General features: G+C 67.3%; 25 protein-coding genes and 1 tRNA gene. 11 read left to right on the top strand and 15 right to left on the bottom strand.

Annotation, left to right across the window (positions count from 1 at the left end; genetic code table 11):
• Positions 1-156: 156 nt before the first annotated feature.
• The 8 genes from ychF to AC1DJN_RS04750 form a co-directional block, all read right to left on the bottom strand.
• Positions 157-1,248 (bottom strand): redox-regulated ATPase YchF, encoded by a 1,092-nt coding sequence (gene ychF / locus AC1DJN_RS04785; RefSeq protein WP_025879150.1) that lies wholly within the window; start codon positions 1,246-1,248, stop codon positions 157-159.
• 218 nt (positions 1,249-1,466) lie between these two features.
• Positions 1,467-2,045: an aminoacyl-tRNA hydrolase gene (gene pth, locus AC1DJN_RS04780; protein ID WP_025879149.1), complete on the bottom strand. Its 579-nt coding sequence runs from the start codon at positions 2,043-2,045 to the stop codon at positions 1,467-1,469.
• Positions 2,046-2,095: 50 nt separating this feature from the next.
• The gene (locus AC1DJN_RS04775) at positions 2,096-2,713 is read right to left on the bottom strand and encodes a 50S ribosomal protein L25/general stress protein Ctc (protein ID WP_025879148.1); all 618 of its coding nucleotides are present in this window, start codon (positions 2,711-2,713) and stop codon (positions 2,096-2,098) included.
• 106 nt (positions 2,714-2,819) lie between these two features.
• Positions 2,820-3,779, bottom strand: coding sequence for a ribose-phosphate diphosphokinase (locus AC1DJN_RS04770; RefSeq protein ID WP_025879147.1), 960 nt, complete (start codon positions 3,777-3,779; stop codon positions 2,820-2,822).
• A 138-nt stretch (positions 3,780-3,917) separates the two neighbouring features.
• Positions 3,918-3,994: transfer RNA gene (locus AC1DJN_RS04765), tRNA-Gln, on the bottom strand.
• 11 nt (positions 3,995-4,005) lie between these two features.
• Complete coding sequence (gene ispE, locus AC1DJN_RS04760; RefSeq protein ID WP_442252022.1) at positions 4,006-4,875, bottom strand: 4-(cytidine 5'-diphospho)-2-C-methyl-D-erythritol kinase; 870 nt, start codon at positions 4,873-4,875, stop codon at positions 4,006-4,008.
• Entirely contained in the window at positions 4,872-5,531 is a 660-nt protein-coding gene (gene lolB, locus AC1DJN_RS04755; RefSeq protein WP_442252021.1) for a lipoprotein insertase outer membrane protein LolB, read from the bottom strand. Before lolB ends, ispE begins: the two co-directional genes overlap by 4 nt.
• Complete coding sequence (locus tag AC1DJN_RS04750; RefSeq protein WP_025879144.1) at positions 5,528-7,213, bottom strand: tetratricopeptide repeat protein; 1,686 nt, start codon at positions 7,211-7,213, stop codon at positions 5,528-5,530. The genes lolB and AC1DJN_RS04750 overlap by 4 nt, the downstream gene beginning before the upstream one ends.
• 63 nt (positions 7,214-7,276) lie before the next feature.
• Here AC1DJN_RS04750 and hemA point away from each other — a divergent pair, with 63 nt between their 5' ends.
• From hemA to ppk2, 4 genes are read left to right on the top strand one after another with little or no spacing between them, the layout of a single operon-like run.
• Complete coding sequence (gene hemA / locus AC1DJN_RS04745) at positions 7,277-8,560, top strand: glutamyl-tRNA reductase (RefSeq protein ID WP_478038934.1); 1,284 nt, start codon at positions 7,277-7,279, stop codon at positions 8,558-8,560.
• Positions 8,538-9,620 (top strand): peptide chain release factor 1, encoded by a 1,083-nt coding sequence (gene prfA, locus AC1DJN_RS04740; RefSeq protein WP_478038933.1) that lies wholly within the window; start codon positions 8,538-8,540, stop codon positions 9,618-9,620. The genes hemA and prfA overlap by 23 nt, the downstream gene beginning before the upstream one ends.
• 2 nt (positions 9,621-9,622) lie before the next feature.
• On the top strand, positions 9,623-11,329 hold the full coding sequence (locus AC1DJN_RS04735; protein WP_478038932.1) for an O-linked N-acetylglucosamine transferase, SPINDLY family protein: 1,707 nt from the start codon (positions 9,623-9,625) through the stop codon (positions 11,327-11,329).
• Between the two features lie 46 nt (positions 11,330-11,375).
• The gene (ppk2, locus tag AC1DJN_RS04730) at positions 11,376-12,158 is read left to right on the top strand and encodes a polyphosphate kinase 2 (protein WP_080149964.1); all 783 of its coding nucleotides are present in this window, start codon (positions 11,376-11,378) and stop codon (positions 12,156-12,158) included.
• Between the two features lie 679 nt (positions 12,159-12,837).
• Here ppk2 and AC1DJN_RS04725 read toward each other — a convergent pair.
• Both AC1DJN_RS04725 and AC1DJN_RS04720 read right to left on the bottom strand, forming a co-directional pair.
• A complete protein-coding gene (locus AC1DJN_RS04725) occupies positions 12,838-13,401 on the bottom strand; it encodes a TlpA family protein disulfide reductase (RefSeq protein WP_033830417.1) in 564 nt (187 codons plus the stop codon).
• On the bottom strand, positions 13,398-14,672 hold the full coding sequence (locus AC1DJN_RS04720; protein ID WP_032977469.1) for a YihY family inner membrane protein: 1,275 nt from the start codon (positions 14,670-14,672) through the stop codon (positions 13,398-13,400). The genes AC1DJN_RS04725 and AC1DJN_RS04720 overlap by 4 nt, the downstream gene beginning before the upstream one ends.
• 77 nt (positions 14,673-14,749) lie before the next feature.
• On the opposite strand from AC1DJN_RS04720, the gene wrbA reads away from it, so the two are divergent.
• The 3 genes from wrbA to AC1DJN_RS04705 all read left to right on the top strand — a co-directional run bounded on the left by wrbA (position 14,750) and on the right by AC1DJN_RS04705 (position 16,240).
• Positions 14,750-15,343 (top strand): NAD(P)H:quinone oxidoreductase, encoded by a 594-nt coding sequence (gene wrbA / locus AC1DJN_RS04715; RefSeq protein ID WP_025879137.1) that lies wholly within the window; start codon positions 14,750-14,752, stop codon positions 15,341-15,343.
• Positions 15,340-15,675, top strand: coding sequence for a DUF2069 domain-containing protein (locus tag AC1DJN_RS04710; protein WP_025879136.1), 336 nt, complete (start codon positions 15,340-15,342; stop codon positions 15,673-15,675). Before wrbA ends, AC1DJN_RS04710 begins: the two co-directional genes overlap by 4 nt.
• A 79-nt stretch (positions 15,676-15,754) precedes the next feature.
• Positions 15,755-16,240, top strand: coding sequence for an asparaginase domain-containing protein (locus tag AC1DJN_RS04705; protein ID WP_478038931.1), 486 nt, complete (start codon positions 15,755-15,757; stop codon positions 16,238-16,240).
• Positions 16,241-16,626: 386 nt separating this feature from the next.
• Here the strand turns inward: AC1DJN_RS04705 and AC1DJN_RS04700 are convergent, their stop codons facing one another.
• The 3 genes from AC1DJN_RS04700 to sufT form a co-directional block, all read right to left on the bottom strand.
• A complete protein-coding gene (locus tag AC1DJN_RS04700) occupies positions 16,627-18,366 on the bottom strand; it encodes a S8 family peptidase (protein WP_478038930.1) in 1,740 nt (579 codons plus the stop codon).
• A gap of 440 nt (positions 18,367-18,806) precedes the next feature.
• A complete protein-coding gene (locus AC1DJN_RS04695) occupies positions 18,807-19,901 on the bottom strand; it encodes a branched-chain amino acid aminotransferase (protein WP_025877977.1) in 1,095 nt (364 codons plus the stop codon).
• A gap of 59 nt (positions 19,902-19,960) precedes the next feature.
• Complete coding sequence (gene sufT / locus AC1DJN_RS04690; RefSeq protein ID WP_478038929.1) at positions 19,961-20,512, bottom strand: putative Fe-S cluster assembly protein SufT; 552 nt, start codon at positions 20,510-20,512, stop codon at positions 19,961-19,963.
• A gap of 121 nt (positions 20,513-20,633) precedes the next feature.
• On the opposite strand from sufT, the gene AC1DJN_RS04685 reads away from it, so the two are divergent.
• Complete coding sequence (locus AC1DJN_RS04685; RefSeq protein ID WP_442252036.1) at positions 20,634-21,053, top strand: hypothetical protein; 420 nt, start codon at positions 20,634-20,636, stop codon at positions 21,051-21,053.
• Positions 21,054-21,154: 101 nt separating this feature from the next.
• Here the strand turns inward: AC1DJN_RS04685 and AC1DJN_RS04680 are convergent, their stop codons facing one another.
• Positions 21,155-22,615, bottom strand: a complete 1,461-nt coding sequence (locus AC1DJN_RS04680; protein WP_025877971.1) for an NAD(P)(+) transhydrogenase (Re/Si-specific) subunit beta — start codon at positions 22,613-22,615, stop codon at positions 21,155-21,157.
• Positions 22,612-22,932: an NAD(P) transhydrogenase subunit alpha part 2 gene (locus AC1DJN_RS04675; protein WP_025877970.1), complete on the bottom strand. Its 321-nt coding sequence runs from the start codon at positions 22,930-22,932 to the stop codon at positions 22,612-22,614. Before AC1DJN_RS04675 ends, AC1DJN_RS04680 begins: the two co-directional genes overlap by 4 nt.
• 97 nt (positions 22,933-23,029) lie before the next feature.
• Between AC1DJN_RS04675 and AC1DJN_RS04670 the strand changes: the two genes are divergently transcribed.
• The 3 genes from AC1DJN_RS04670 to AC1DJN_RS04660 are packed head-to-tail and all read left to right on the top strand — an operon-like array spanning position 23,030 to position 24,405.
• Positions 23,030-23,614, top strand: coding sequence for an RNA polymerase sigma factor (locus tag AC1DJN_RS04670; RefSeq protein ID WP_080149966.1), 585 nt, complete (start codon positions 23,030-23,032; stop codon positions 23,612-23,614).
• A complete protein-coding gene (locus AC1DJN_RS04665; protein ID WP_025877968.1) occupies positions 23,611-23,937 on the top strand; it encodes a hypothetical protein in 327 nt (108 codons plus the stop codon). The genes AC1DJN_RS04670 and AC1DJN_RS04665 overlap by 4 nt, the downstream gene beginning before the upstream one ends.
• Before the next feature lie 3 nt (positions 23,938-23,940).
• Positions 23,941-24,405 (top strand): DUF3106 domain-containing protein, encoded by a 465-nt coding sequence (locus AC1DJN_RS04660; protein ID WP_032977476.1) that lies wholly within the window; start codon positions 23,941-23,943, stop codon positions 24,403-24,405.
• The last annotated feature ends 27 nt before the right edge of the window (positions 24,406-24,432 follow it).

The following is a 24,432-nucleotide window of genomic DNA, read 5'->3' as shown; positions in this document are numbered from 1 at the left end:
TGAATTTCTGTCCACGGCCACCGGCAGCACTGCGCTGGCGCTTCCGCAGCAGAAGCGCGCAGCGGCACTGCTCGTGCGCCCCTTCTGACAGGCGCCCGATACAACAAGACCCCGCATTGCGGGGTCCTGTGGACAATCACTGCGCTGCGTCGTCGATCAGACGTTGAAGCGGAAATGCAGGATGTCACCTTCCTGCACGCGGTATTCCTTGCCTTCCAGGCGCAGGCGACCGGCTTCCTTCGCACCGGCTTCGCCCTTGTACTTGATGAAGTCGTCATACGCGATGGTTTCGGCGCGGATGAAGCCCTTCTCGAAGTCGGTATGGATGACCGCGGCAGCCTGCGGCGCGGTGGCGCCCTTGCGCACGGTCCACGCGCGGACTTCCTTCACACCGGCAGTGAAGTAGGTCTGCAGGCCGAGCAGGCTGTAGGCCGCGTTGATCACGCGGTTCAGGCCAGGCTCGGTCAGGCCAAGGTCGGCCAGGAAGGTATCGCGGTCTTCGTCATCCAGCTGCGACAGCTCTTCTTCGATCGCCGCCGACACCGGCACCACCTGCGCGCCTTCTTCGGCGGCACGGGCGCGCACGGCATCCAGGTGCGGGTTGTTCTCGAAACCGTCTTCCAGCACGTTGGCGATGTACATCACCGGCTTCAGGGTCAGCAGGAACAGATCGCGCACCAGCGCCTTCTCTTCCTCGTCCAGACCAGCGGAACGGCCGGCCTTGCCGTCGGCCAGCGCAGCCTGCAGCTTGGCCAGCACCGGCTTGCGTGCCGCTGCGTCCTTGTCACCGCCCTTGGCCGCACGCTCGGCGCGGTTCAGTGCCTTCTCGACGCTGTCCAGGTCGGCCAGGGCCAGCTCGGTATCGATGGTGTCGATGTCCGAGATCGGGTCGACCTTGTTGTTGACGTGGATGACGTCAGCGTTCTCGAAGCAACGCACCACGTGGGTGATCGCATCCACTTCGCGGATGTGGGCCAGGAACTTGTTGCCCAGGCCTTCGCCACTGGCCGCACCGGCCACCAGGCCGGCGATGTCGACGAACTCCACCGCGGTCGGGATGACCTTCTGCGGGTTGATGATCGCCGCCAGCTCGTTCAGGCGCGGATCCGGCACCGGCACGATGCCGACGTTGGGCTCGATGGTGCAGAACGGGAAGTTCGCCGCGGCGATGCCCGCCTTGGTCAGCGCGTTGAACAGGGTCGACTTGCCGACGTTGGGCAGGCCGACGATGCCGCATTTGATACCCATGGGTGACAGCTCTCTGGGGTGAAAGTGATTGGTGAAACAGCGCACGCGCCGCTTGGCCAATCCATCTCGGTGTCGTCGATCAACATCTGTGCCAACCAAGGTTGGCACCTACCGGGGCCGGTTGGCACCTACCGAGGCCGGCTGGCACCTACCGGGGCCGGTTGGCACCTACCGGGGCCGGTTGGTACCCGTTGCCGGCCAGCGGCCGGCACTACCGGTTATTTCGGGGTGTGCAGCCGCTTCATCGCTTCGCTGAAATCGCCCTGCACCGCCAACGGCAGCACGTCGATCGCATCGTCGATGGCGCGGGAGATCAGTACTTCATCGTCCTTGGAGGGGCGTCCCAGCACCCAGCCCACCACGCGGTCCTTGTGGCCGGGATGGCCGATGCCCACGCGCAGGCGATGGAACCTGCCGTGGCCGAGCAGGCGGATGGTGTCGCGCAGGCCGTTCTGTCCACCGTGGCCACCGTCGAACTTCAACCGCGCCACGCCGGGCGCCAGGTCCAGTTCGTCGTGGGCCAGCAGGGTGTCCTCCGGCTCGATCTTCCAGAACCGCTGTGCGGCGGTGACCGACTTGCCGCTGAGGTTCATGAAGGTGGCCGGCTTGAGCAGCCACACGGTCTGTCCGGCAATGTCGACCTTGGCGGTCTCGCCAAACAACTTGCTGTCCACGTTCCATCGTGCACCGGCTTTTTCAGCCAGGGCCTCAACGAAATGAAACCCGGCATTGTGCCGGGTCCGGGCGTGCTCCGATCCGGGGTTGCCCAGACCGACGATCAGTCGCAATCCTGCCATCGTTCCATCCAGATACGGCGCCTGCCCCGAAGGACAGGCGCCGCGGGGTATTACTCGGCCGCTGCTTCTTCAGCGTCGGCAGCATCCTGCTTGCCGTGCTTGGCAGTGACGATGGCGTCGTCGTGGTCCTTGCCCAGCGCCAGCGCCGGGATTTCCACGCCCTTCGGCAGCTTGATGTCCGACAGGTACACAACGTCGCCAGCCTTCAGCTCGCCCAGGTCGACTTCGATCGACTCCGGCAGGTCCTTCGGCAGGCAGCTGATGGCCACTTCCTTCAGTTCGTGGGCGACCACGACGTCGGCAGCCTTGCCAGCYGGCGAGGTGTCTTCGTTGATGAAGTGCAGCGGAACCGAAGCGGTCAGCTTCTCGTTCTCGTTCACGCGCAGGAAGTCCAGGTGCATGATCAGCTGCTTGTACGGATGGCGCTGCATGTCACGCAGCAGCACCTTCTGCACCTGGCCGTCCAGGTTCAGGTCCAGGATCGAGGCATAGAACCACTCGTTCTGCTGGGCCAGCCAGATTTCGTTGTGGTCCAGGCTGATGGCGACCGGTTCGGCGTTGCCGCCGTACACGATCGCCGGGATCACACCAGCGGTACGCAGGCGGCGGCTCGCACCCTTACGCTGCAGTTCACGCTTGGTGACCTTGATTTCATGGGTCTTCGACATTTTCGACTACTCGGTTGTTGCCTTGCCTTGCGGCTTGGCGGTTGAAGGCACTTCCGCGACCAGAAGCGCCCGGTGTGTCCCTGCCGTTGCCGGCGGGGACGAAAAATCAATCCACGTACAGCGAGCTGACCGACTCGCCGAAGGCGATGCGGCGCATCGTTTCGGCCAGCATTTCCGCCACGCTCAGCTGGCGGATCTTGCTGCACACCCGCGCGGCGTCCTTCAGCGGGATGGTGTCGGTCACCACCAGCTCATCAAGCTGGGAATTGGTGATGTTGTCCACCGCCGGGCCCGACAGCACCGCGTGGGTGCAGTAGGCGGCGACCTTCAGCGCACCGCGCGCCTTCAGGGCAGCAGCAGCGGCGCACAGGGTGCCGGCGGTATCGACGATGTCATCGACCATCACGCAGGTCTTGCCTTCGACGTCACCGATGATGTTCATCACGGTGGAGACGTTGGCGCGCGGACGGCGCTTGTCGATGATCGCCAGGTCGGCGTCATCCAGGCGCTTGGCCACTGCACGGGCGCGGACCACGCCGCCCACGTCCGGCGACACCACGATCAGGTTCTCGGTGCCGTAGGCGCGCCAGATGTCGGCCAGCAGCAGCGGAGAGGCATACACGTTGTCGACCGGAATATCGAAGAAACCCTGGATCTGGTCGGCGTGCAGGTCGACGGTCAGCACGCGATCAGCGCCGGCGGTGCTGAACATCTTCGCCGCCAGCTTGGCGGTGATCGGCACGCGCGAGGAACGCATGCGGCGATCCTGGCGCGAGTAGCCGAAGTACGGCACCACGGCGGTCACGCTGGCCACCGATGCGCGCTTGAGCGCGTCGATCAGCACCAGCAGTTCCATCAGGTTTTCCGCGCTCGGCGCCGAGGTCGGCTGGATCACGAACACGTCCTGCTTGCGAACGTTCTCTTCGATTTCCACCTGCACTTCACCATCGGAGAAGTGCGAGACCAGCGCCTTGCCCGGGCGGACTCCCAGTTCCTTGCAGATGTTCTGCGCCAGACGTTTGTTGGCGTTGCCGGAAAAGACCAGCAGGTTCGGGGACTCTTGCATCATGATTGTCTCGGGCGGGGACGAGTGGCGGGGATCCGGTAGCGGCAAGGACCACGTCGGCCCCTGCTGCTGACAACACCGCGGCTGTTCCCACGTCCCGCGCAGGTGATGCGCTGGAAGGCGCGGACGCAGCCGCATTGGCAGGGGCGGGAGGATTCGAACCTCCGAATGCCAGGATCAAAACCTGGTGCCTTGGGCCTCTTGGCGACGCCCCTGCATTGATGAATCAGTGTTGCTCGAGTGCATCCAGCAGTGGCGAACGTGCAACGCCCGCAGCCACCCTTGCCCGCAACTCCTTCGACAACTTCGCTCGTCCCTGCTCGGCGGCAGCCTGCGAATCGAACTCGACGAAACAACCACTTCCCGAACCGGTCAGTCGTGCCGTGCCGATGTCGCTCAACGCAGCAAGCACCGCCTCGACGGCAGGCTCACGGCGGCGCAGCACCGGTTCGAACACGTTCCCGACCAGCGTGCCGGAAGCGAAGTCCTCTATTTTCGCCTGTGGACTGTCGCGCGTCAAATCCGGATCTGCGAACAGCACCGGGGTCGGCACATGAACGCCCGGTTCGACCACCACATACCAGGCCTGCGGCAGGGTGATCGGCCGCAGCCGCTCGCCCACCCCCTCGGCCCAGGCGTTGTGGCCACGCACGAACACCGGCACATCGGCGCCGAGGCGCAAGCCCAGCGCCGCCAGCGTATTTTCGTCCAGCCCCGCGCCCCAGAGCCGGTTCAGTACCACCAGCACGGTGGCCGCATCGGACGAACCGCCGCCGAAACCGCCGCCCGCAGGAACGTGCTTTTCGACGACGATATCGACACCTTTCTCGACATTCGCCACCTCTTTAAGCAACCGCGCCGCGCGAACCGCCAGATCATCCGCCTCCGCGACACCGGCCAGGCCATCGCCCTGCCGCCGCACCTGGCCGTCTTCACGCAGGCGCAGGCCGATCCGGTCGCCCCAATCGAGCAGGCGGAACACCGTCTGCAGCTCGTGGTAGCCGTCGGCACGGCGGCCGGTGATATGCAGGAACAGGTTCAGCTTGGCCGGGGCCGGCCACCAGGACCAGCCCGCGTCATCCACCCGCGCGTTCATGGCGCGCCCTGCCCCCACTGGTCGACCAGCAGGCGCACCTTGGCGTCACCATTGACCGCCTCGACCCTGCGCGGCAGAGCCGGACGCCCGGCTTCGGCCGGATACCAGTCCAGATACTGGATCACCCACCCCATCTGCTGCATGCGCCGCGGACGGCCATCGGCATCACGCTCGATCTTTTCCGGCCCAGCGCTGTCGCCGGCGACCAAGCCGCGTACCCAGTCCGGCAGCTGGTTGACCGGAATATCCCAGCCGGTGGCTTCCAGCAACAGGGCCTGCGCGTCTTCACCGTCTCGCGGACCACCGGCCAGTCCTTCCAGACGGCCGGCTTCATGATGGCTATCACCGCTCAACTTCCAGCTCTGGCGGGTGACCGGCGCGCTCAGTTCGACGACATAGCGTTGGCCTTCCTGTTTCCAGTCGATGCGGCCGCTGCCACCATCCTTGCCCTTGCTGACCGCCACCCGGCCCTGGAAATTCCACTCCGACGCCGATCGCAGCGCGTCCACGCGTGCGGCCTCGGCGGCGGTCGCTTCGGCGGAAACGGTGGTGACCACGGCCGGCGCCGGCGTTTTCTGCCGGCCAACGGTGGTACAGGCACTCAGGGCCAGGGTCATGGCCACCAGCAGCAACGGCCGTATCGTGGAAACACTCATGGGTTGAATTTCTCGCGGGCGCGCAGCAGCGCGCGGTTTTCAGGGTCGAGCCTGGCCGCTTCCTCGAAGAAGTGACGGGCTTCATCGTGCTTGCCCAGCACCCACAGCACCTCGCCTACGTGGGCGGCGATTTCCGGGTCCTTGGCCAGCGTCCAGGCGCGGCGCAGCTGTACCAGCGCGTCGGCGTTGCGCCCCAGCCGATACAGCACCCAGCCATAACTGTCGACGATGGCGGCGTTGTCCGGTTCGGCCACGCGCGCGCGGTCGATCAGTTCGAGCGCTTCCTGGTAGCGACCGGTCCGGTCGGCCAGGGTGTAGCCCAGTGCGTTCAATGCCGGCACGTTCTCCGGCTCGGTCACCAGGATCTTGCGCAGGTCGGCCTCGGCACGGGCGATGTCATCGCGGCGCTCCCAGGCCAGCGCACGGGCATACAACAGGCCGTTTTCGTCCGGATACGCGGCCAGGCCACGGGCCAGTGCGTCGATCTCGCCGGGAAGGTCGTCGGCGCGCTGGCGCAGCTCGGCTTCCAGCAGATACGCATCGCGCCGCACATCGTCATCCACGCTGGCATCGGACTGGATGGCATGCACTTCATCCAGCGCCAGCGACTGCCGGCCCGCCAGACCCTGCGCATTGGCCGCGCGCAGGCGCGCTTCATTCAGCTCATCGCCGCCAGGAACGCTGTGATACCAGTTGACCGCCTCCGGGTAGCGCTTGAGGTACTCGGCGATCTTGCCCAGCAACAGGCGCTGCGCCGGGTCCGGCTTGGCCGCCTGCCGAGACAGTTCGTTGTACAGATTGGACAGCGCGGCCTTGTCGCCCTGCTTGGCCAGCAGCGAAGCGCGCATGCCCCACGTCTGCACATCCTGGGGACCGACCGCCAGCACGCGCTCGGCCGCTGCCGGCTGGCCGAGGCTGTCATAGGCGATGGCCACCGCGTTGCGCAGATCCGGGTCCTGACGGGTCTTCGGCTCCACCCCATGCAGCAGCGACAGCGCCTGGTCGGTCTGGCCGGCCTGCTGCAGCTGGCTGGCGCGCAGCAACGCCACGCGTGGCTCCTCGGGGAAGCGCTTGACCACCTCATCAATCATGCGCCGTGCCAGCTCGGGCTTCTCCATGCGCAGTGCAAGGCGTCCAAACTCCTGCCAGGCCTCGATCTTCTGGGGAATGGCGTTGGCATCGACCAGCTCGCCCAGCACCTGGGCCGGCACGGCCGGATCGCGGCCACCGCCGATCAAGGCGCCCAGGGCGAACTTCCAGCCCTCATCCCCCGGGTCCTGCAACAAGGCCTGAAGCTCGCTGCGCGCAGCCTTCACGTCGCCCTGGCGCATCGCCAGCGCACCGGCGGCACTGCGCATCGCCAATGAGCGCGGCGCACGCTGCTGCCACAGGGCCAGGCCCTTGGCCGCGGCGCCATCTTCGTTGGCCAGCATGGCGATACGGGTCGCCCGCTCGGCCAGGCCGGCGTCGCCGTCGGTCTGCTGGGCCGCCTGCAGGTACCAGCGCGCGGCCTCGGCCAGCTTGCCCGCCTGCAGGGCGAACTCGCCGGCCAGCACCGGCTCCAGCGCCAGTTCCTCAGTCACCGCAGGCCGTGCAGGCGCCTTGGCGGGCACCGCCGCCAGGGCCTGCGCACAGGCCAGAGACAGCAGCAGAACACTGGGGATGCGAATCAATGCGGGCATCGTCGGCATCGGGGCCTTAAAATGTCGTCCAATGGCCAGCAGCTTATCGCAAGCAACTGAACAATGACCCTGTGGGTGCTCGGACTGAATCACCAGACCGCACCGGTGGAACTGCGCGAACGCGCAGCCTTCGCCGGTGACGCGTTGCCGCGCGCGCTCGGTTCGCTGCGCGATACCCCGCAGATCGCCGAGGCGGTGCTGCTGTCCACCTGCAACCGCACCGAACTGTATGCCGTGGCAGAGTCCGCGCAGGCGCTGGACCAGTGGCTGCAGAGCCAGGCCGGCGACCTGCAGGGCTACCTGTACCAGCACGCCGATGCCGATGCCGTGCGCCACCTGTTCCGGGTGGCGACGGGGCTGGATTCAATGGTGCTGGGTGAGCCGCAGATCCTGGGCCAGGTGAAGGACGCCTGGTCGACCGCGCGCGACCACGGCCTGCTCGGCCAACGCCTGGACCGCCTGTTCCAGCAGACGTTCTCGGTGGCCAAGCGCGCGCGTACCGATACCCAGGTCGGTGCCAACCCGRTATCGGTGGCCTCGGCAGCGGTGCGCCTGGCGCAGAATGCATTTGCCCGTCTTGACGATTCCACCGTGCTGCTGGTCGGCGCCGGCGAGACCATCGAACTGGCCGCACGCCACCTCAGCGAGGGCAAGGTGCGGCGGCTGCTGATCGCCAACCGCACCCTCGCCCATGCGCAGGAACTGGCCAGCCGCCATGGCGGTGTGGCGCTGCCGCTGACCGAACTGGAGCGTCACCTGGCCGAGGCCGATGTGGTGTTCTCGGCCACCGCCGCCCGCGAACCGGTGATCCACCGTGCTGCAGTGGCCAACGCCCTGCGCGCACGCCGGCACAAGCCGATGCTGCTGTTCGACCTGGCCGTGCCGCGCGACATCGAGGCCGACGTTGCCAGTCTCAACGATGCGTTCCTGTACACCGTGGACGACCTCGAGCGCGCGGTGGAAGACAACCGCCGCAGCCGCCGCGAGGCGGCCGCCGAAGCGGAAACGATCATCGACCTGCAGGTCTCGCGCTTCGTCGAAACCCTGCAGGCCAGTGCCCACCAGGCACCGCTGCGGCAACTGCGCGCCTTCGGCGAGGCCACCCGTGCCGAACTGCTGGAACGCGCCCGCCAGCAGCTGGCCAACGGCAAGCCGGCCGACGAAGTGCTGGAACTGCTTGCCCATGGATTGACCAACCGCCTGCTGCACCCGCCGACCGCCGCCCTGCGCGCGGCCGCGCTCAGCGGCGACGCCGACCTGACCCGCGCCGCCGAGCGCCTGTTCCCGGCTGCGCCGGGTTACCACCACCCACCTGTGAGAACCGATGACGCCGACCCTGCGCCGTAAGTTGGAAGCGCTGGCCGAGCGCCGCGAAGAACTGGAACGTCTGCTCGCCGAACCGGAGGTGGTCGCCAACAACGCGCGCTTCCGCGATCTTTCGCGTGAGTTTTCCCAGCTCGAACCGATCGCCACCGCGCTGGCCGATGAAGTGCGTGCCAAGGCCGACTTGGCTGCGGCCGAAAGCATGCGCACCGATCCGGATCTGCGCGAACTGGCCGACGAGGAGATCGCCGCCGCCCAGGCCCGCCTGCAGGAACTGGRGCAGGAACTGGCGCTGCTGCTGGTGCCGCGCGACCCGCGCGATGAAGGCAACCTGTTCCTGGAAGTGCGCGCCGGCACCGGCGGCGACGAGGCGGCGATCTTCGCTGGCGACCTGTTCCGCATGTATGCCCGCTACGCCGAGCGACAGGGCTGGAAGGTCGAGATCGAATCGGACAACCCCGGCGAACATGGCGGCTACAAGGAAGTGGTGGCGCGCGTGGTCGGCCGGGGCGCGTTCTCGCGCCTGAAATTCGAATCGGGCACGCACCGCGTGCAGCGCGTGCCGGCCACCGAATCGCAGGGCCGCATCCACACCTCGGCGGCCACCGTGGCGATCATCCCGGAAGCCGACGAAGTCGATGAGATCGTCATCAACCCGGCTGACCTGAGGATTGATACCTACCGCTCCTCCGGCGCCGGTGGCCAGCACGTCAACAAGACCGAATCGGCGATCCGCATCACCCACGTGCCCAGCGGCGTGGTGGTGGAGTGCCAGACCGAACGCAGCCAGCATGCCAACCGGGACAAGGCGATGAAACGCCTGAAGGCGCAGCTGCTGGATGCCGAGCGCCAGCGCCACGACGCGGCGCAGGCAGAATCACGGCGCCTGCAGGTCGGCAGCGGCGACCGCAGCCAGCGCATCCGTACCTACAACTTCCCGCAGGGCCGGATCACCGACCACCGCGTGGAAGGGCTGACCCTGTACGACCTGCCCAACGTACTGGCCGGCGATCTCGATCCGCTGCTGCAGCGATTGAGCCACGAGCACCAGGTCGACGCCCTGGCCCAGCTTTCGGCGGGCTGACCATGTCGGCCTGGCAGCAGCGGCAGCAACTGCAGCAGGCGATCACGCGCCAGCCCGGCGACTTCGTCGCCTGGGTGATGCTGGCCGACCTGGAACTGGAAGCCGGCGATATCGCGGCCGGTGAGCAGGCTGCGCGACGCGCGCTGCAGCTGCGGCCCAATCATCCTGAAGCGCTTGCCCGGCTCGGCCGGGTGGCATGGATGGCAGGAGCGCATGCCGATGCCGCTACGCTGCTGGGCCAGGCCTCGGCGCTGGCACCGGAGCACCCGGGCATCGCGTTGTGGCTGGGGCACGCGCTGGAAGATGCCAACGATGCCGAAGGTGCATCAGCGGCCTATCGCCGCGCACATGCACTGATGCCCGACGAGCCGTATATCGCCGCGCAGCGCCTCGCCTGGCAGCGTCGCCTGTGCGATTGGCAGGACGTGGATGCGCTGGCCGATCAGGTGCGCGGTGCACTGGTGTCCGGCCAGGGCGTAGTGGAACCCTTCGCGTTTCTCAGCGAAGACGCCAGCGCGGCCGAACAGCTGGCCTGCGCGCGTGCACGCGCCGCCGCGGTGGCGGCATCGGTGCGGCCACTGCCGCCGGCGAAGCTGCGCGAACGAGGCCCACTTCGCGTGGGCTTCCTTTCCAACGGCTTCGGCGCCCATCCCACCGGATTGCTGACGGTGGYGTTGCTGGAGCAGATGAGCCGCGACCCGGCCCTGCAACTGCATCTGTTCGCACTCAATGCCGATGATGGCAGCCGCATCCGACAACGCCTGCAGGCCGCCACCCGGCTGCATGACGTGGTGGGATTGCGCCACGCCGATACGGCCGCGCGCATCCGTGCACAGGGCATCGACCTGCTGCTGGACCTGCGCGGCTGGGGAGGTGGCGGCACGCCGGAAGTACTGGCGATGCGCCCTGCCCCGCTGCAGTTGAACTGGCTGGCCTACCCCGGCACCTCCGGTGCATCGTGGCTGGATGCAGTGATCGCTGACGACTTCGCGCTGCCGTCCTCGCTGGAACCGCACTACAGCGAACGCGTGCTGCGCCTGCCGCGCGCGTTCCAGCCCTCCGACAACACCCGCGTGCTGGAACCGGCGCCGGACCGTGCGGCGTGTGGGCTGCCCGCGCAGGGCACGGTGTTCTGCTGCTTCAACAACAGTTACAAACTCAACCCGCGCAGCATGGGCCGTGCGTTCGCGGTGCTGCAGGCGGTACCTGGCAGCGTGCTGTGGCTGCTGTCCGGCCCCGGCCAGGCCGATGCAAGGCTGCGTTCCGCCGCCAAGGCTGCAGGACTGGATCCGGCGCGCCTGGTGTTCATGGCCAAGCTGCCGCATCCGCAGTATCTGGCCCGCTATCAGCTGGCCGACCTGTTCCTGGATACGAACCCGTACAACGCGCACACCACCGCATCGGATGCACTGTGGGCCGGCTGCCCGGTGCTGACCTGCCCCGGCGCTACCTTCGCCGCGCGCGTGGCCGGCAGCCTCAACCATCATCTGGGGCTCGAGCACATGAACGTCGCCGACGATGCGGCCTTCGTCGCCACCGCCAGTGCACTCGGCAACGACCCGGCCGCGCTGGCTGCCCTGCGTGCCGAACTGGCGCAGGCACGCGAGCGCAGCGGCCTGTTCGACATGGCGGCCTTCGCGCGCGATCTGTCCGCACTGCTTCAGCAGCTGGCCCGCGAACAGGGCTGGCAGGGCCTCGACACGCCCTGACATCGCCCTGCGCTACGCTCGAGCTTCCCTCCCGCGTGGCATGACGATGGCCAAGCTCAAGCGCAAGGAATACGACGAACTGCTGCAGCCGCTGCAGCTGGAACTGACGGCGATGGCACGCTGGGTGCAGCACAGCGGGCAACGCCTGCTGGTGTTGTTCGAAGGACGCGATACCGCCGGCAAGGGCGGTGCGATCCAGGCCATCAGCCAGCACCTCAACCCACGCCAATGCAGGGTGGTGGCGTTGCCCAAGCCCACCGACCGCGAAGCCACGCAATGGTATTTCCAGCGCTACGCCACGCATCTGCCGGCCGCCGGCGAGATCGTGCTGATGGACCGCAGCTGGTACAACCGCGCGGGCGTGGAACGGGTGATGGGCTACTGCAGCGAGACCGAGTACCAGCAGTTCCTGCATCAGGCACCGGTGTTCGAACAACTGCTGGTGGATGACGGCATCCTGTTGTTCAAGTACTGGCTGTGCGTGGACCAGGAGCAGCAGGAGAAGCGTTTCGCCGAACGCCATCTTGATCCGTTGAAGGGGTGGAAGCTGTCGCCGGTGGATCTGAAGTCGCGCAGCAAGTACAGCGCGTACACCGAAGCGCGCGAGGCGATGCTGCGCGCGACCCATCGCGACGGTGCGCCGTGGACGCTGGTGGATTTCAACGACCAGCGGCTGGGTCGCCTGACTCTTGTCCGCAACCTGCTGGACCGGCTGCCGGACACGCGGGTGGATGCGCCCTTGCCGGAGCTGCCGAAACTGAAGGGCAAGCTGCATCGCGAGCACTACGGCGTGCTGAAGCCGATCGAGGATTTCCCGGTCAAGGAGTAGGGTTGGTCGGCAGGGCCTGCGGCCCTGCACCTGCTGCTTTCAGGCAACAGCCAAAGCAACGTCAAAAGCTGCATTGCGTGGGATGGCGGGGCGGTGTCGGAGTGCGGGGACGCCGCAAGTACGTCCTTGTAGGCTTGGCAGCCGCTTGCTCGTGTGCGCAGTCCTGCGCACACGGCAAGGCCGGGGTTGGGCGTCCTGCCCAACCCGCCCGAGGCACGCCTCGGGCCCATGCGGCTGACACCCCGCAATCCGACACCGCCCCACCTTCGACAGATTTCCGGTGGCTGATGGATTCACGCCATGCGTGAATGTATGTCCATCGAAATCGAATATTTCGACAATTGAACGAAGAGCATCCAAGCATGGCGTGGATCTACGTGTCGACCAAGGTCGACACCCACCAAGAGCAGGCCATGTAATTCCCGCAGCTTGCGGAGAATTGTCGAAGGCGGGGTGGGTCCGGTTGCGGGGGCGTGAGCCGCATGGATGCGGCGACCGAGCCTACAGGGACGTATTTACGGCGTCCCCCGCAACCGGACCCACCCCGCCTCCCCACAGGAAACCTGCTTCTGCTGTTGCTTCGACTGTTGCTGTTGCTGTTGCTGTTGCTGTCGAGGTTGCCGGCCAGCGGCCGGCACTACCGCTTCTGTGGGTGCAGGGCGCAGCCCTGCCCCTCCCCTTATTTGGCAGCAGCAATCTGCTTTTCGATGTCCGCCGCGGTGACCGGGCCCAGGAAGCTGTGGGCCAGCTTGCCCTGCGGGTCGATCAGATGGGTCAGCGGCAGGCCACGCGGGGTGGCGAAGTCGGCCGGCGGGTCGAACGGATCGACGACCACGATCGGATAGGTCACCGGATGCTTGGTCAGGAACGCCTGCATCTCCGGAACCTCGATGTCCTCGTAGGCCAGGCCCACCACTTCGATGTTGCTGCGCATGGCATGCAACGCCGACAGCTCGGGCATTTCCTTGCGGCAGGGCGCGCACCAGGTCGCCCAGAAATTCACCACCACCCACTTGCCACGATGCGCGGCCAGGTCGTAATCGCTGCCATCGACCGCCTTCATCTTCAGCGTCGGGAACTCGGCAGTGACACGTTCGGCGGGCGTGTCCTCCACCGGCGCCGGCGCGGCCGGGGTCGGTGCCTGTGCCGGCGGCTGGCTGCTGGCCGGGGTCGGCTCCTGCGCGGGTTTGCAGGCGGCCAGGGCCAGCAGCGCAGCCAGCAGCAACGGGGTCTTGCAGGTCATGGGGCGTCTCCAGAATCAGGGTAGATGTCGCTGACGCGACGCTTGAGGCGTTCACGCAGCGGCAGGCGCAGTTCATCCAGTGCGGCCAAGGCGGCCCGGCCGAGGCTGTCATCGCGGTAAGGCAGGTGTTGTTCGGCCACCGGAATGCGCAGCTGCGTGCATTCGTACAGATCGCCCAGGCTGACCTGGTCCAGGTCGCGGGCCAGCAGCCACTCGCCGCGCTCATCGCGGCGCAGCAGGCCGATGCCCTCCAGGTGGCAGGCCAGGTCCTGCAGCAGCGAGTCGGTCAGCATCGGTTCCAGCCGCAGGATCTCGTCGTCGGCCAGGCCCCTGCCCTTGGCGCGTGCGTGCTGGAAGCGCCCGAGCAGGCGCAGCAGGCCATAGAACTCGTAGCCCTGCGGCAGGCGCAGTTCCACCGGTTGGTAGCGGAAAGCCGCCATCGACGACGCCAACGACGCGCCCAGCAGCACGGCCACCCAGCAGAGGTAGATCCACAGCAGCAGGATCGGCACGAAGGCCACCGTGCCATACAGCTTCTGGTAGGACTGGAAGCTGCCCAGGTAGGCGCCGATGCCCCACTTCACCAGCTCCAGGATCACTGCGGCGAGAATCGCGCCCGGAACCGCATGGCGCCACTTCACGGTGTGGTGTGGCACCACCCGGAACATCAGGGTGATGCAGACGAATTCGATCAGGATCGGCGCCAGCCGCAAGGCGAGATCGGCCAGCCAGCGCCCCTCCTGCGTGCCGAACAACGGCATCGCGAACACCCGCGCCGACACCGCCAGCGATGCAGCGGCGAGCATCGCGCCCAGGGTCAGCACCGTCCAGTAGACCAGGAAGCGGGTCAGCCGCGGCCGACTGCTGCCGACGCGCCAGATCTGGTTGAAGGTCTCTTCAACACTGTTGAGGGTGATCAGCAGCGAGATGACCAGGGCGATGAAACCGGCGGCAGTGAGCTGGCCGGCGCTGGCCGAGAACTGCCGCAGGTAGCCTTCGGCAGCGCGCGCGGCATTGGGCACGAAGTTGGAGAAGACGTAGTCGCTGAGCTGGTCGCTCCAGCGATCGAACACCGGGAAGGCCGAGAGCACGCCAAATACCACGATCGCCAACGGCACCAGCGCGAACACCGTGGTGTAGGCCAGCGCGGCGGCGGCCTGGAACAGGCGGTCGTCGAGGAAGCGGCGCCACAGGAAGCGGCCGAAGCTGGCGGCGCGTGCGCGATCCCGCGCGCGCTCCATCCACAAATTGAGCGTATCCAAAGGTTCCATCGGCGCAAGGGTACCCGATGCGGAATCGGTGCAGGATAGCCATACTGGCGTCCACACGATGAGGAGAGCTGGGCGCGATGGGCGAAATCCTGGTGCTGTACTACAGCCGCGGCGGTTCGGTGGCACGGCTGGCGCGCCAGATCGCGCGGGGCATCGGCGAGGTTCCGGGCATGGCAGCGCGGCTGCGCACGGTGCCGCCGGTGGCTGCCGTTACCCAGACCGCGCAGCCGCCGGTACCCGACGATGGCGCGCCCTATGTAAGCGTGCAGGACCTGGCGGAGTGCCAGGGACTGCTGCTGGGCAGCCCTACCCGTTTCGGCAACATGGCCGCGCCGGTCAAGCATTTCCTTGACGGCCTCGGCGCCGAATGGGTGAACGGCACGCTGGCCGGCAAGCCGGCCGGGGTGTTCACGTCCACTGCGTCGATGCATGGCGGCCAGGAGTCGACCCTGCTGTCGATGCAGGTACCTCTGCTGCACCACGGCTGCCTGATCGTCGGCATTCCGTTCACCGAGCCGGCGCTGAGCCACACCACCAGTGGCGGCACGCCGTATGGCGCCAGCCACGTGGCCGGCGCCGCCGACGACCCGCAACCCACCGACGATGAGGCGGTACTGGCGCGGGCGCTGGGCCGGCGCGTGGCCGACATCGCGCAGCGGCTGGCGCGATGAGCACCGCGCCGCGCACCGTGCTGCTGCTGGCCCTGATGGGGCTGGCGGCGCTGTTTGCCGGCTGGTTCATCAACGACAGGCACTGGCTGGCCACCCAGCTGGTGTTCACTGCGCCGCCGCTGGCGCTGGCCATCGCCCTGCGGCTGGGCTGGCGCAAGGCCGGGTTCTGGGCGGCGGTGCTGGCCCTGGGCTGGTTCAGCCACGGCGTGATGAGCGCCTGGAGCCATCCCGAGACCCGCTGGCTGGCACTGATCGAAATCGTGCTGGCGCTGCTGGTGATCTTTTCGGCCAGCCTGCCCGGCCTGCGCGCCCGTTTCGGGCGGCGGCGCTGACGCTGCGCCCGGTGGGCCGTATCATCTGCGTTCCCGGCCCCGCGCCGCTGTACCTGCCTTGGTTTCGCGCATGCACATGATGGAAGAGCTCCTGGTCGTCACCACCGGTGGCACGATCGACAAGATCTATTTCGACGACAAGTCGGACTACCAGATCGGCGACCCGCAGATCGGCATGATCCTGCGCGAACTGGGGGTCACGTTCCGTTTCAACGTGATTCCGATCCTGCGCAAGGATTCGCTGCACATCAACGACGACGATCGTGAGCTGATCCGCGCGACGATCGCCGCGCAGCCCACCCGCCACGTGCTGGTGACCCACGGCACCGATTCGATGGTGCAGACSGGCMAGGTGYTGRMGWCGATCMCSGACAAGACSATCGTGATGACCGGTGCRYTGAGCCCGGCGCGTTTCCGTGGTTCGGATGCGGAGTTCAACATCGGCTGTGCGATCGGTGCGGTGCAGTCGCTGCCGGCGGGGGTGTTCATCGCAATGAACGGCCGGATCTTCGACCCGCAGCATGTGCGCAAGAACGTGGCGGCGAACCGGTTCGAGTCGGTTTGAGGGATTGAAGGCGCGCCGTCGCGCGGATGGGTTCAGCGTTTTGGTTGCTGCTGGGTTGAGGGGGTGATCCCCCCGACGCAGGACACGCCATAAACCCATCCCTGGGGGCTCGATGGCGCCTTGCTCGTGTGCGCTGTCCTGCGCACACGGCAAGACCGGGGTTGGGCGTCCTGCCCAACCCGCCCGAGGCATGCCTCGGGCCCATGGCGCCAACGGTCCTGCGTCGGGGGGATCACCCCCTCCTGACAGATCATCGCGCGCGGCCAGCAAGGTCAAGGGCAGAGCAAGAGCAAATGCACTGCTGCACATTGCTTTCTCCGCTTCGCCGCCCCTAAAAAAAACACCCCGGCCGAGGCCGGGGCGTGCCCATGGAGAGGGGCTTGGGCTCAGTACTGGGCGTTGACGGTCACGCCCGAGAAGGTGCTGTAGGCCTTCACCCGCACGTACCAGGTACCGGCGGTGGGGCTGTTGACGGTGCAGGTCTCGTTGTTGCCGCTCAGGTACGGGCGGCAGGTGTAGACGGTGTCGGTCGGGGCACTGCCCTGGCGCAGGTACAGGTCGGCATCACCGCTGCCGCCACTGATCGCCACGCGCAGCTGCGTGCTGCCAGCCGGGACGTTGACGGTATAGCTGAGCGATGCGCCGCTGGCTGCGCCGAGGCCGGTAACCGGCACGTTGTTCTGCAGCACGGTGCCACCCGGGTTGGGCGTGGTGCCGTTGATCGCGGCAGTCACCGCGGCATCGGCGTCGATGATGCCGGCGCCGCAACCACCCGAGCACGCACCCGGCAGCGGACGCGCGGTGCTCTTGATGATGCTTTCCACCTGCGCCGGGCTGAGCGGGCTCGGTGCCACCGACTGCATCAGTGCAACCACGCCCGCCACATGCGGTGCCGCCATCGAGGTGCCGTTGTAGGACGCATAGCTGGCGCTGCCCGGGGTGGTGGTGCCGCTGTTGAGGGTGGACAGGATGCTCTGGCCCGGTGCGGAGATGTCGATGCCGGTGCCGTAGTTGGAGAAGCTGGCACGCGCACCCGCCGAGGTGGTGGCCGCCACGGCGATCACGTTCGGGCAGTTGGCCGGTACCGCGCTGGAGACGTTGGTGTTGCTGTTGCCGGCAGCGACCACCACGGTGGTGCCGCGGCCGACCGCGCCGTTGATCGCGTTCTGGTAAGTGGTCGAGCAGCTGCCGCCGCCGCCCAGCGACATGTTGATGACCTCGGCCGGGTTGGCGTTGGCCGGCACACCGCTGACCGTGCCACCGGAGGCCCAGACGATCGCGTCGGCGATGTCGGAGGTGTAGCCGCCGCACTKGCCSAGCACGCGCACCGGCACGACCTTGGCGTTGWAGGCGRYRCCGGCCACGCCGGTGCYGTTGTTGGTCACCGCAGCGACCGTGCCGGCCACGTGGGTGCCATGCCAGCTGGAGTTGGAGGCCGGAATGCCCGAGCCGCACTCGTTGGCGCCGTACCAGTCACCCTCATCGTTCGGATTGCTGTCACGGCCACCGCCATCGCGCGCCATCGCCGCGTCGCTGATGAAGTCATAGCCGGGCAGGATGTTGGCGTTGAGGTCGGCATGGTTGGTGATGCCGGTATCGATCACCGCCACGACCACACCGGTGCCGGTGGCCTTGTCCCAGGCCGGACGCACGTTGATCGAGGCGTTGGATGTACCGAAGCCCCATTGCTCGCTGAAACGGGTGTCGTTGGGGGTCAGCGTCGCGCGCATGATCTGGTCGACTTCGACGTATTCGACGTTCGGGTCGGCGGCCAGCTTGCGCATCAGCAGCTCGGATTCGGCCTGGTCCAGCGCACGGTCGGTCCTGACCACGGTGGAGCCGACGGCAAGCCTGCGGACCTGCTGCAGGCCCAGCGCGCGGCCCTGGCTGCTGGCGATGCCGGCAGCGGCCGTCTTCAGCGAAGAGGCCAGCGCGGTGGTGTTGGCCACCGGCGCACTGCCGTCGCGGTACTTCACGATGAAGCGCTGGTGGGTCGGCGCGGACTGCAGGCCGCTGAGCTGGACATCACCGGCCAGCGCAGGCGTGGCCAGCAGCAGCGATGACAGGACGGACGCACCAAGGACCACCCACACACGACGCACACGCGGTTGCGTTACCTGGGACATCGGATTTCCCTTCTAATGGTAGGAATGCCGGAATCGGCAGAAGCACCGGCCTGAACCGTGGGCTGGCTTGCGATGGCGAGGTTCGGGTCCGGCGAGCCAGCGGATTCCCCTGACCATCCGCTGTGTTGATGACGCTAGTGGCTCAAACCGGACACCACAAGATTTTCAGCGTCTTTTCAGCAAGATGAAATGTTGGATCTGAGACTTTCCGGGTCGAGGGTTTGTGAAGGTGAAGGAACTTTCGCGTCAGCTGCACGTACCTGACTGCGGAATGTCCTGTCCCGCCATGTCTTTGCCGACATCGGCGAACAGCCGCCGGGCATGGCCCGGCCGGGCCATGCCCGGCGGACGTACGCCTGAAACGCAGAAAGCCCGTCGCGGGGACGGGCTTTCCGAAAAGTCACCGGGCATGGCCCGGCGCTACGCGTTCGCGTGGGCGATCAGCCCAGCTTGACCAGCCAGCCGTGGCGGTCCGGCAGGCGACCGTACTGGATGTCGGTCAGTTCCTTGCGCAGTGACATGGTCACTTCGCCGGCCGGCGCATTGATGTCGCCCACCGAGAAGCCTTCGCCCTTCAGCTGGCCGATCGGGGTGACCACCGCAGCGGTACCGCAGGCGAACACTTCGGCGATCTCGCCGGAGGTCACGCCCTGCTTCCACTCATCGATGGTGACCTTGCGCTCTTCGACCTTCATGCCGCGGTCGCGGGCCAGCTGCAGGATGCTCTCGCGGGTGATGCCCTCGAGGATGCTGCCGGACAGTTCCGGCGTGACCAGCGTGCCGTCCTTGTAGACCAGGAACACGTTCATGCCGCCCAGTTCTTCCAGGTACTTGCCTTCGACCGGGTCCAGGAACAGCACCTGCGAGCAGCCCTGTGCCTGCGCCTTCTGCTGCGGCAACAGCGACGCGGCGTAGTTGCCACCGCACTTGGCCGCACCGGTACCGCCCTTGGCCGCACGCGCGTACTCGGTGGACAGCCAGATCGACACCGGGGCGACGCCCTTGGCGAAGTACGGGCCAGCCGGGCTGGCGATGACGTAGTAACCGGCCTTGTGCGCGCCGCGCACGCCAAGGAACGCTTCATCGCCGATCATGAACGGACGGAAATACAGGCTCGACTCATCGGCCGACGGCACCCAGGCGCTGTCGACGGCGATCATCTGCTTCAGCGATTCGACGAAGATCTCCACCGGCAGTTCCGGCAGCGCCAGGCGCTGCGCCGAACGCTGCAGGCGGCGGCCGTTGGCATCGGGGCGGAAGGTCCAGATCGAACCATCGGCATGGCGGTAGGCCTTGATGCCTTCGAAGATCTCCTGGCCGTAGTGCAGCACGGCCGCGGCCGGGTCCAGCTGCAACGGACCGTAGGCGCGCACGTTGGCGTTGTGCCAGCCGGCATCCTTGTCCCAGCGCACTTCCACCATGTGGTCGGTGAAGTGCAGGCCGAAGCCCGGCTTCTCCAGGATCTGGGCGCGCTCTTCAGCGCTGCGCGGGTGGTCCGAACGGGTGACGGCGAAGCTGGGAATGGACTGGGACACCGGAGATTTCCTGTTCTGGTTGCGGGTAATGCCGGGCCCGCGTCACTGCGGGCCGTGGGTCAAAGCATGCCGGTTTCGAGCCGTGCGGCCTCGGACATCATGTGMTGGYTCCACGGCGGGTCGAAGACCAGCTCGACGTCGGCCTCGGCCACCGTCGGGATCATTTCAAGCTTGCTGCGCACGTCGTCGACCAGGATGTCGCCCATGCCGCACGCAGGCGCGGTCAGGGTCATCTTCACGTCGATCTCGCGCTGCCCTTCGTCGAGGTGCTTGATCTCCACCTCGTAGACCAGGCCCAGTTCGACGATGTTGACCGGAATTTCCGGGTCGAAACAGGTGCGCAGCTGCTGCCAGACCAGTTGTTCGACCTGCTCGTCGCTGGCATCGTCGGGCAGTTCCAGCGGTGCCGGCGCTTCCTTGCCGATGGCATCGCCATCCTTGCCGGCGATGCGGAACAGATTGCCCTCGACGAACACCGAATAACTGCCCCCCAGCGCCTGGGTGATGTACCCATAGCTGCCGGCGGGCAAGGTCACGGTGTCGCCCTGCGGGACCATCACGGCCTCGCAATCGCGTTCGAAGTGGACAGGTTCGCTGCTACGGGAATACATGGGGACCGATATGGGGCTGCGGCATAAGCCACGCAAGCGGTCATTCTAGCGTAGGCGCCCCGCCCTCGCCGGTGCACTGCGGCAAACCACAGTATCCTGTGGGCGACCTTCAGGAGCTTCGATGTCCTCCAATGCCGCACGCGCCAGGACCGTTACCTGGCTCTGGCCCTTCATGTTGTTGCTGGCGCTGGCCACCGCCCCCCTCGCCTGGATGCTGATCGCCCTGTTCACCGGCCGTCCGGTCGGCTGGATGGCGGTACTGACCGCCCTGGAACTGGTGTTCATGCTGCGTCTGGGCACGCTCGGTCCCGGCAAGCTGCGCATCGCCCTGGTCGTGCTGGGCACGCTGCTGGTGGCCGCGATCTCGAACTGGGCGATCGCCAGTGCCTGGATGGGCGGCTCGATGGGCCTGAACCCCTGGGACGCCTCGCTGCGGATGGGCCCGCACCTGGCCTGGACGCTGATCACCCTGGCCAATGGCGTGATCGAATGGCTGTGGCTGGCGGTGAGCGTCGCCGTAGGCGCCTGGCTGGCGCGTTGATCGCGCCGGTGATGCCCTGGTAGATCCACGCCATGCGTGGATGGGGTGGTTGGATCCGGGGTCAGAGCCCTTTCCTGCGGAAAGGGATCCGACCCCAACCCTCAATGCCCGCCGTCGAGCGCCTTCAGCTCGCTGACCAGCGACGCCGCTGCCTCGGCACCATCGCCGTACAGCATGCGGGTGTTGTCGGCATAGAACAGCGCATTCTCGATACCGGCAAAGCCGGTGCCCTTGCCCCGCTTGATCACCACCACGTTGCGGGCATTGACCACGTCCAGTACCGGCATGCCGTAGATCGGACTGGCCGGATCGGTGCGCGCCACCGGGTTGACCACGTCGTTGGCGCCGATCACCAGCACCACGTCGGTGGTGGCGAACTCGGGATTGATGTCGTCCATGTCCGCGATCAGGTCGTACGGCACCCCCGCTTCGGCCAGCAGCACGTTCATGTGCCCGGGCATGCGCCCGGCTACCGGGTGGATGGCGAACTTGACCTTCACCCCGCGCGTGATCAGCCGCTGCGCCAGCTCCCAGATCTTGTGCTGGGCCTGGGCCACGGCCATGCCATAGCCGGGCACGATCACCACGCGTTCGGCAAAGCCCATCATCGCCGCCACGTCGGCCGCTTCGATGGGCTTCTGCGAACCGGAAATCGCCTGCGCCTCACCACCGGCGCCACCACCGAAGTTGGAGAACAGCACGTTGCGGATCGGCCGGTTCATGGCCTTGGCCATCAACCGGGTCAGCAGGATGCCGGCCGCACCGACCATCATGCCGGCGATGATCAGCGCCTCGTTGCCCAGCACGTAGCCTTCGAACGACACCGCCAGGCCGGTGAACGCGTTGTACAGCGAGATCACCACCGGCATGTCGGCGCCACCGATCGGCAACGTCATCAACACGCCCAGCGCCAGTGCCAGCACGAAGAAGGCGACGATCGCCCAGGTGCTGAGCGTGCTGGCGGCGATGATGCCCAGCACCACCACGGCCAGCGCCACCAGCAGGTTCATCACCTGCTGGCCCGGCCAGGTCACGCGCTTGTCGAGGCGGCCATCGAGTTTGGCCCAGGCGATCACCGAGCCGGACAGCGACACCGCACCGATCGCCGCGCCCACCACCGCCAGCACCAGCACCGTGCCGGACGGCTGCCGCGCGGCCAGATCGGCCAGCGCCTGCGCACTCCAGTGGGTGGTATCGCGGTTGGCCAGGAAGGCATAGCGCAGCAGTTCCACCGCACCGATGGCGGCCGCCGAGCCGCCGCCCATGCCGTTGTACAGCGCGACCATCTGCGGCATGTCGGTGACGGCGACCTTGCCCGCCGACCACCAGGCGAGGCCGGCCCCCAGCAGCAGTGCCACCAGGATCAGCGGCACGTTGTGCAGTTCGGGCAGGAAGAAGGTCGCCACCGTGGCCAGCAACATGCCCAGCCCCGCCCAGCGGATACCGCTGCTTGCGGTCATCGGCGAGGCCATGCGCTGCAGGCCGAGCAGGAACAGGGTGGCGGCGACCAGGTAGCTGGCCTTGACCAGCCAATCGAGCAGTTCGACGGTGCTGATGTTCAAGCCTGCGGCTCCTTCGGTTCATCGTTGCCGGCCTTGCGCACGCTCGGCTTGAACATTTCCAGCATGCGCGCGGTGACCACATAGCCGCCGGCGGCGTTGCCGGCGCCGAGCACCACGGCAAGGAACCCCAGCACCTTCTCCAACGGCGTCTGTGCGTGCCCCAGCACCACCATCGCGCCGATCAGCACGATGCCATGGATGAAGTTGGAGCCCGACATCAACGGGGTATGCAGGATCACCGGGACCCGGGAAATGATCACGTGGCCGGCAATGGCGGCCAGCATGAAGATGTACAGCGCCACGAACCCGTCACTCACCGGCAACGCTCCTGCTCTGTCTTCGTCGCCCCATCATAACCATGGGCTGAACCCTGCGCGCGTCCCGGTCAACCACGGCCGCGCTCACGCGTTGTCGATGGTGACCCCTGCCGAGGAACCGTACCCTGTGCTGGTGAGCAGCCCTGTCCCCTCAACCACCGATGCCGACGCCGTTCCGGCCTCGCTGGAAGCGTTCCTGGCCAGCGTCGGGCCGCGCGCCTTCCGCTTCGCCGAGGCCGGCCTGCGCCAGCGTGATGACGCGCTGGATGCGGTGCAGGACGCGCTGCTGCGCATGCTGGACTATGCCGACAAGCCGGCCGCCGAGTGGGCGCCGTTGTTCTGGAGCATCCTGCGCCGGCGCGTGATCGACCTGCAGCGCCGCCGCCGTTTCCGCCTGCCGTTCTGGCGCGACAACCAGGATGCCGATGGCGGCGAGATCGACTGGGCCGACCCCGCACCGGACCCTTCGCAGGCGCACGAGCAGCGCCAGCAGTACCAGCAGCTGGTGCAGGCACTGCGCGACCTGCCCGCCCGCCAGCGCGAGGCATTCACCCTGCGCGTGCTGCAGGACCTGGACGGGGCCACCACCGCCCGCGCCATGGGCTGCAGCGAAGGCGCGGTAAAGACCCATCTGGCGCGCGCCCGACAGGCGCTGCAGAATCAACTGGAGATGCACCCGTGAACCGCCCCCTGCCTTCCGATGACGCCCTGCGCAGCCTGCACGCGCAGTCGCTGCAGGCGCTGTCGCCGGCCACCCTGGCACGCCTGCGCAGTGCCCGTCACAGCGCCGGTGCGGCGCACGCCGGTCGCTGGCGCTGGTGGCTGGCCAGCGCCTGTTCGCTGGTGATCGCGCTGGGCATCGGCGTCCAGTTCGTCGGCCCGGGCGATCATCAGGGCGCGATCAGCACGCCGATCGTCGCTGCGGAAGAAGACAATGGCGTGCTGTACGACGAGAATCCCGATCTGTACCTGTGGCTGGGCGACAACGACCTGGCGATGGAGTGAACCATGCTGCGATACCCCTCCCTGCCCCTGCTGATCGCCCTGACCCTGCTGCCCGCTGCATCGGCACTGGCGCAGGCCACCGCGCCGGTGCCTGCCGCGCGGCCGGCACCTGCTGCCGCGCCGCTGCCGAACTGGGAACAGCTGAGCCCGGCCCAGCGCGAAGCGCTGTTGGCCCCGTTGCGTGACCGCTGGAACGGCGCCGATCCCGCGCAGCGCCAGCGCATGCTGTCGCACGGCCAGCGCTGGCAGTCGATGAGCCCGGAAGAGCGCGACAAGGCCCGCCGCGGCCTGCGCCGCTTCGAGCACATGAGCCCGGAACAGCGCGAGCAGGCCCGGGCGTTGTTCGGCCAGATGCGTGACCTCAGCCCGGCCCAGCGCGATGCCATGCGCGAGCGCTGGTCGCAGATGACCGCAGACGAACGCAGGGAATGGGTGCGGGACAACCCGCCGCCGGCGAAGCCGCGGTAACCCGCCATCGAAGGCGGACCGCCGGGC

The organism is Stenotrophomonas sp. 05L414_2 (assembly GCF_056397905.1).
This window is presented reverse-complemented; position numbering and strand designations above follow the sequence as displayed.

Excerpts from the sequence above, each read along its gene's own strand:
- ychF (WP_025879150.1), bottom strand. The coding sequence starts at position 1,248 with ATGGGTATCAAATGCGGCATCGTCGGCCTGCCCAACGTCGGCAAGTCG.
- pth (WP_025879149.1), bottom strand. The coding sequence starts at position 2,045 with ATGGCAGGATTGCGACTGATCGTCGGTCTGGGCAACCCCGGATCGGAG.
- AC1DJN_RS04770 (WP_025879147.1), bottom strand. The coding sequence starts at position 3,779 with ATGCAAGAGTCCCCGAACCTGCTGGTCTTTTCCGGCAACGCCAACAAA.
- ispE (WP_442252022.1), bottom strand. The coding sequence starts at position 4,875 with ATGAACGCGCGGGTGGATGACGCGGGCTGGTCCTGGTGGCCGGCCCCG.
- lolB (WP_442252021.1), bottom strand. The coding sequence starts at position 5,531 with ATGAGTGTTTCCACGATACGGCCGTTGCTGCTGGTGGCCATGACCCTG.
- AC1DJN_RS04750 (WP_025879144.1), bottom strand. The coding sequence starts at position 7,213 with ATGCCCGCATTGATTCGCATCCCCAGTGTTCTGCTGCTGTCTCTGGCC.
- ppk2 (WP_080149964.1), top strand. The coding sequence starts at position 11,376 with ATGGCCAAGCTCAAGCGCAAGGAATACGACGAACTGCTGCAGCCGCTG.
- AC1DJN_RS04725 (WP_033830417.1), bottom strand. The coding sequence starts at position 13,401 with ATGACCTGCAAGACCCCGTTGCTGCTGGCTGCGCTGCTGGCCCTGGCC.
- AC1DJN_RS04720 (WP_032977469.1), bottom strand. The coding sequence starts at position 14,672 with ATGGAACCTTTGGATACGCTCAATTTGTGGATGGAGCGCGCGCGGGAT.
- wrbA (WP_025879137.1), top strand. The coding sequence starts at position 14,750 with ATGGGCGAAATCCTGGTGCTGTACTACAGCCGCGGCGGTTCGGTGGCA.
- AC1DJN_RS04710 (WP_025879136.1), top strand. The coding sequence starts at position 15,340 with ATGAGCACCGCGCCGCGCACCGTGCTGCTGCTGGCCCTGATGGGGCTG.
- AC1DJN_RS04685 (WP_442252036.1), top strand. The coding sequence starts at position 20,634 with ATGTCCTCCAATGCCGCACGCGCCAGGACCGTTACCTGGCTCTGGCCC.
- AC1DJN_RS04670 (WP_080149966.1), top strand. The coding sequence starts at position 23,030 with ATGGTGACCCCTGCCGAGGAACCGTACCCTGTGCTGGTGAGCAGCCCT.
- AC1DJN_RS04660 (WP_032977476.1), top strand. The coding sequence starts at position 23,941 with ATGCTGCGATACCCCTCCCTGCCCCTGCTGATCGCCCTGACCCTGCTG.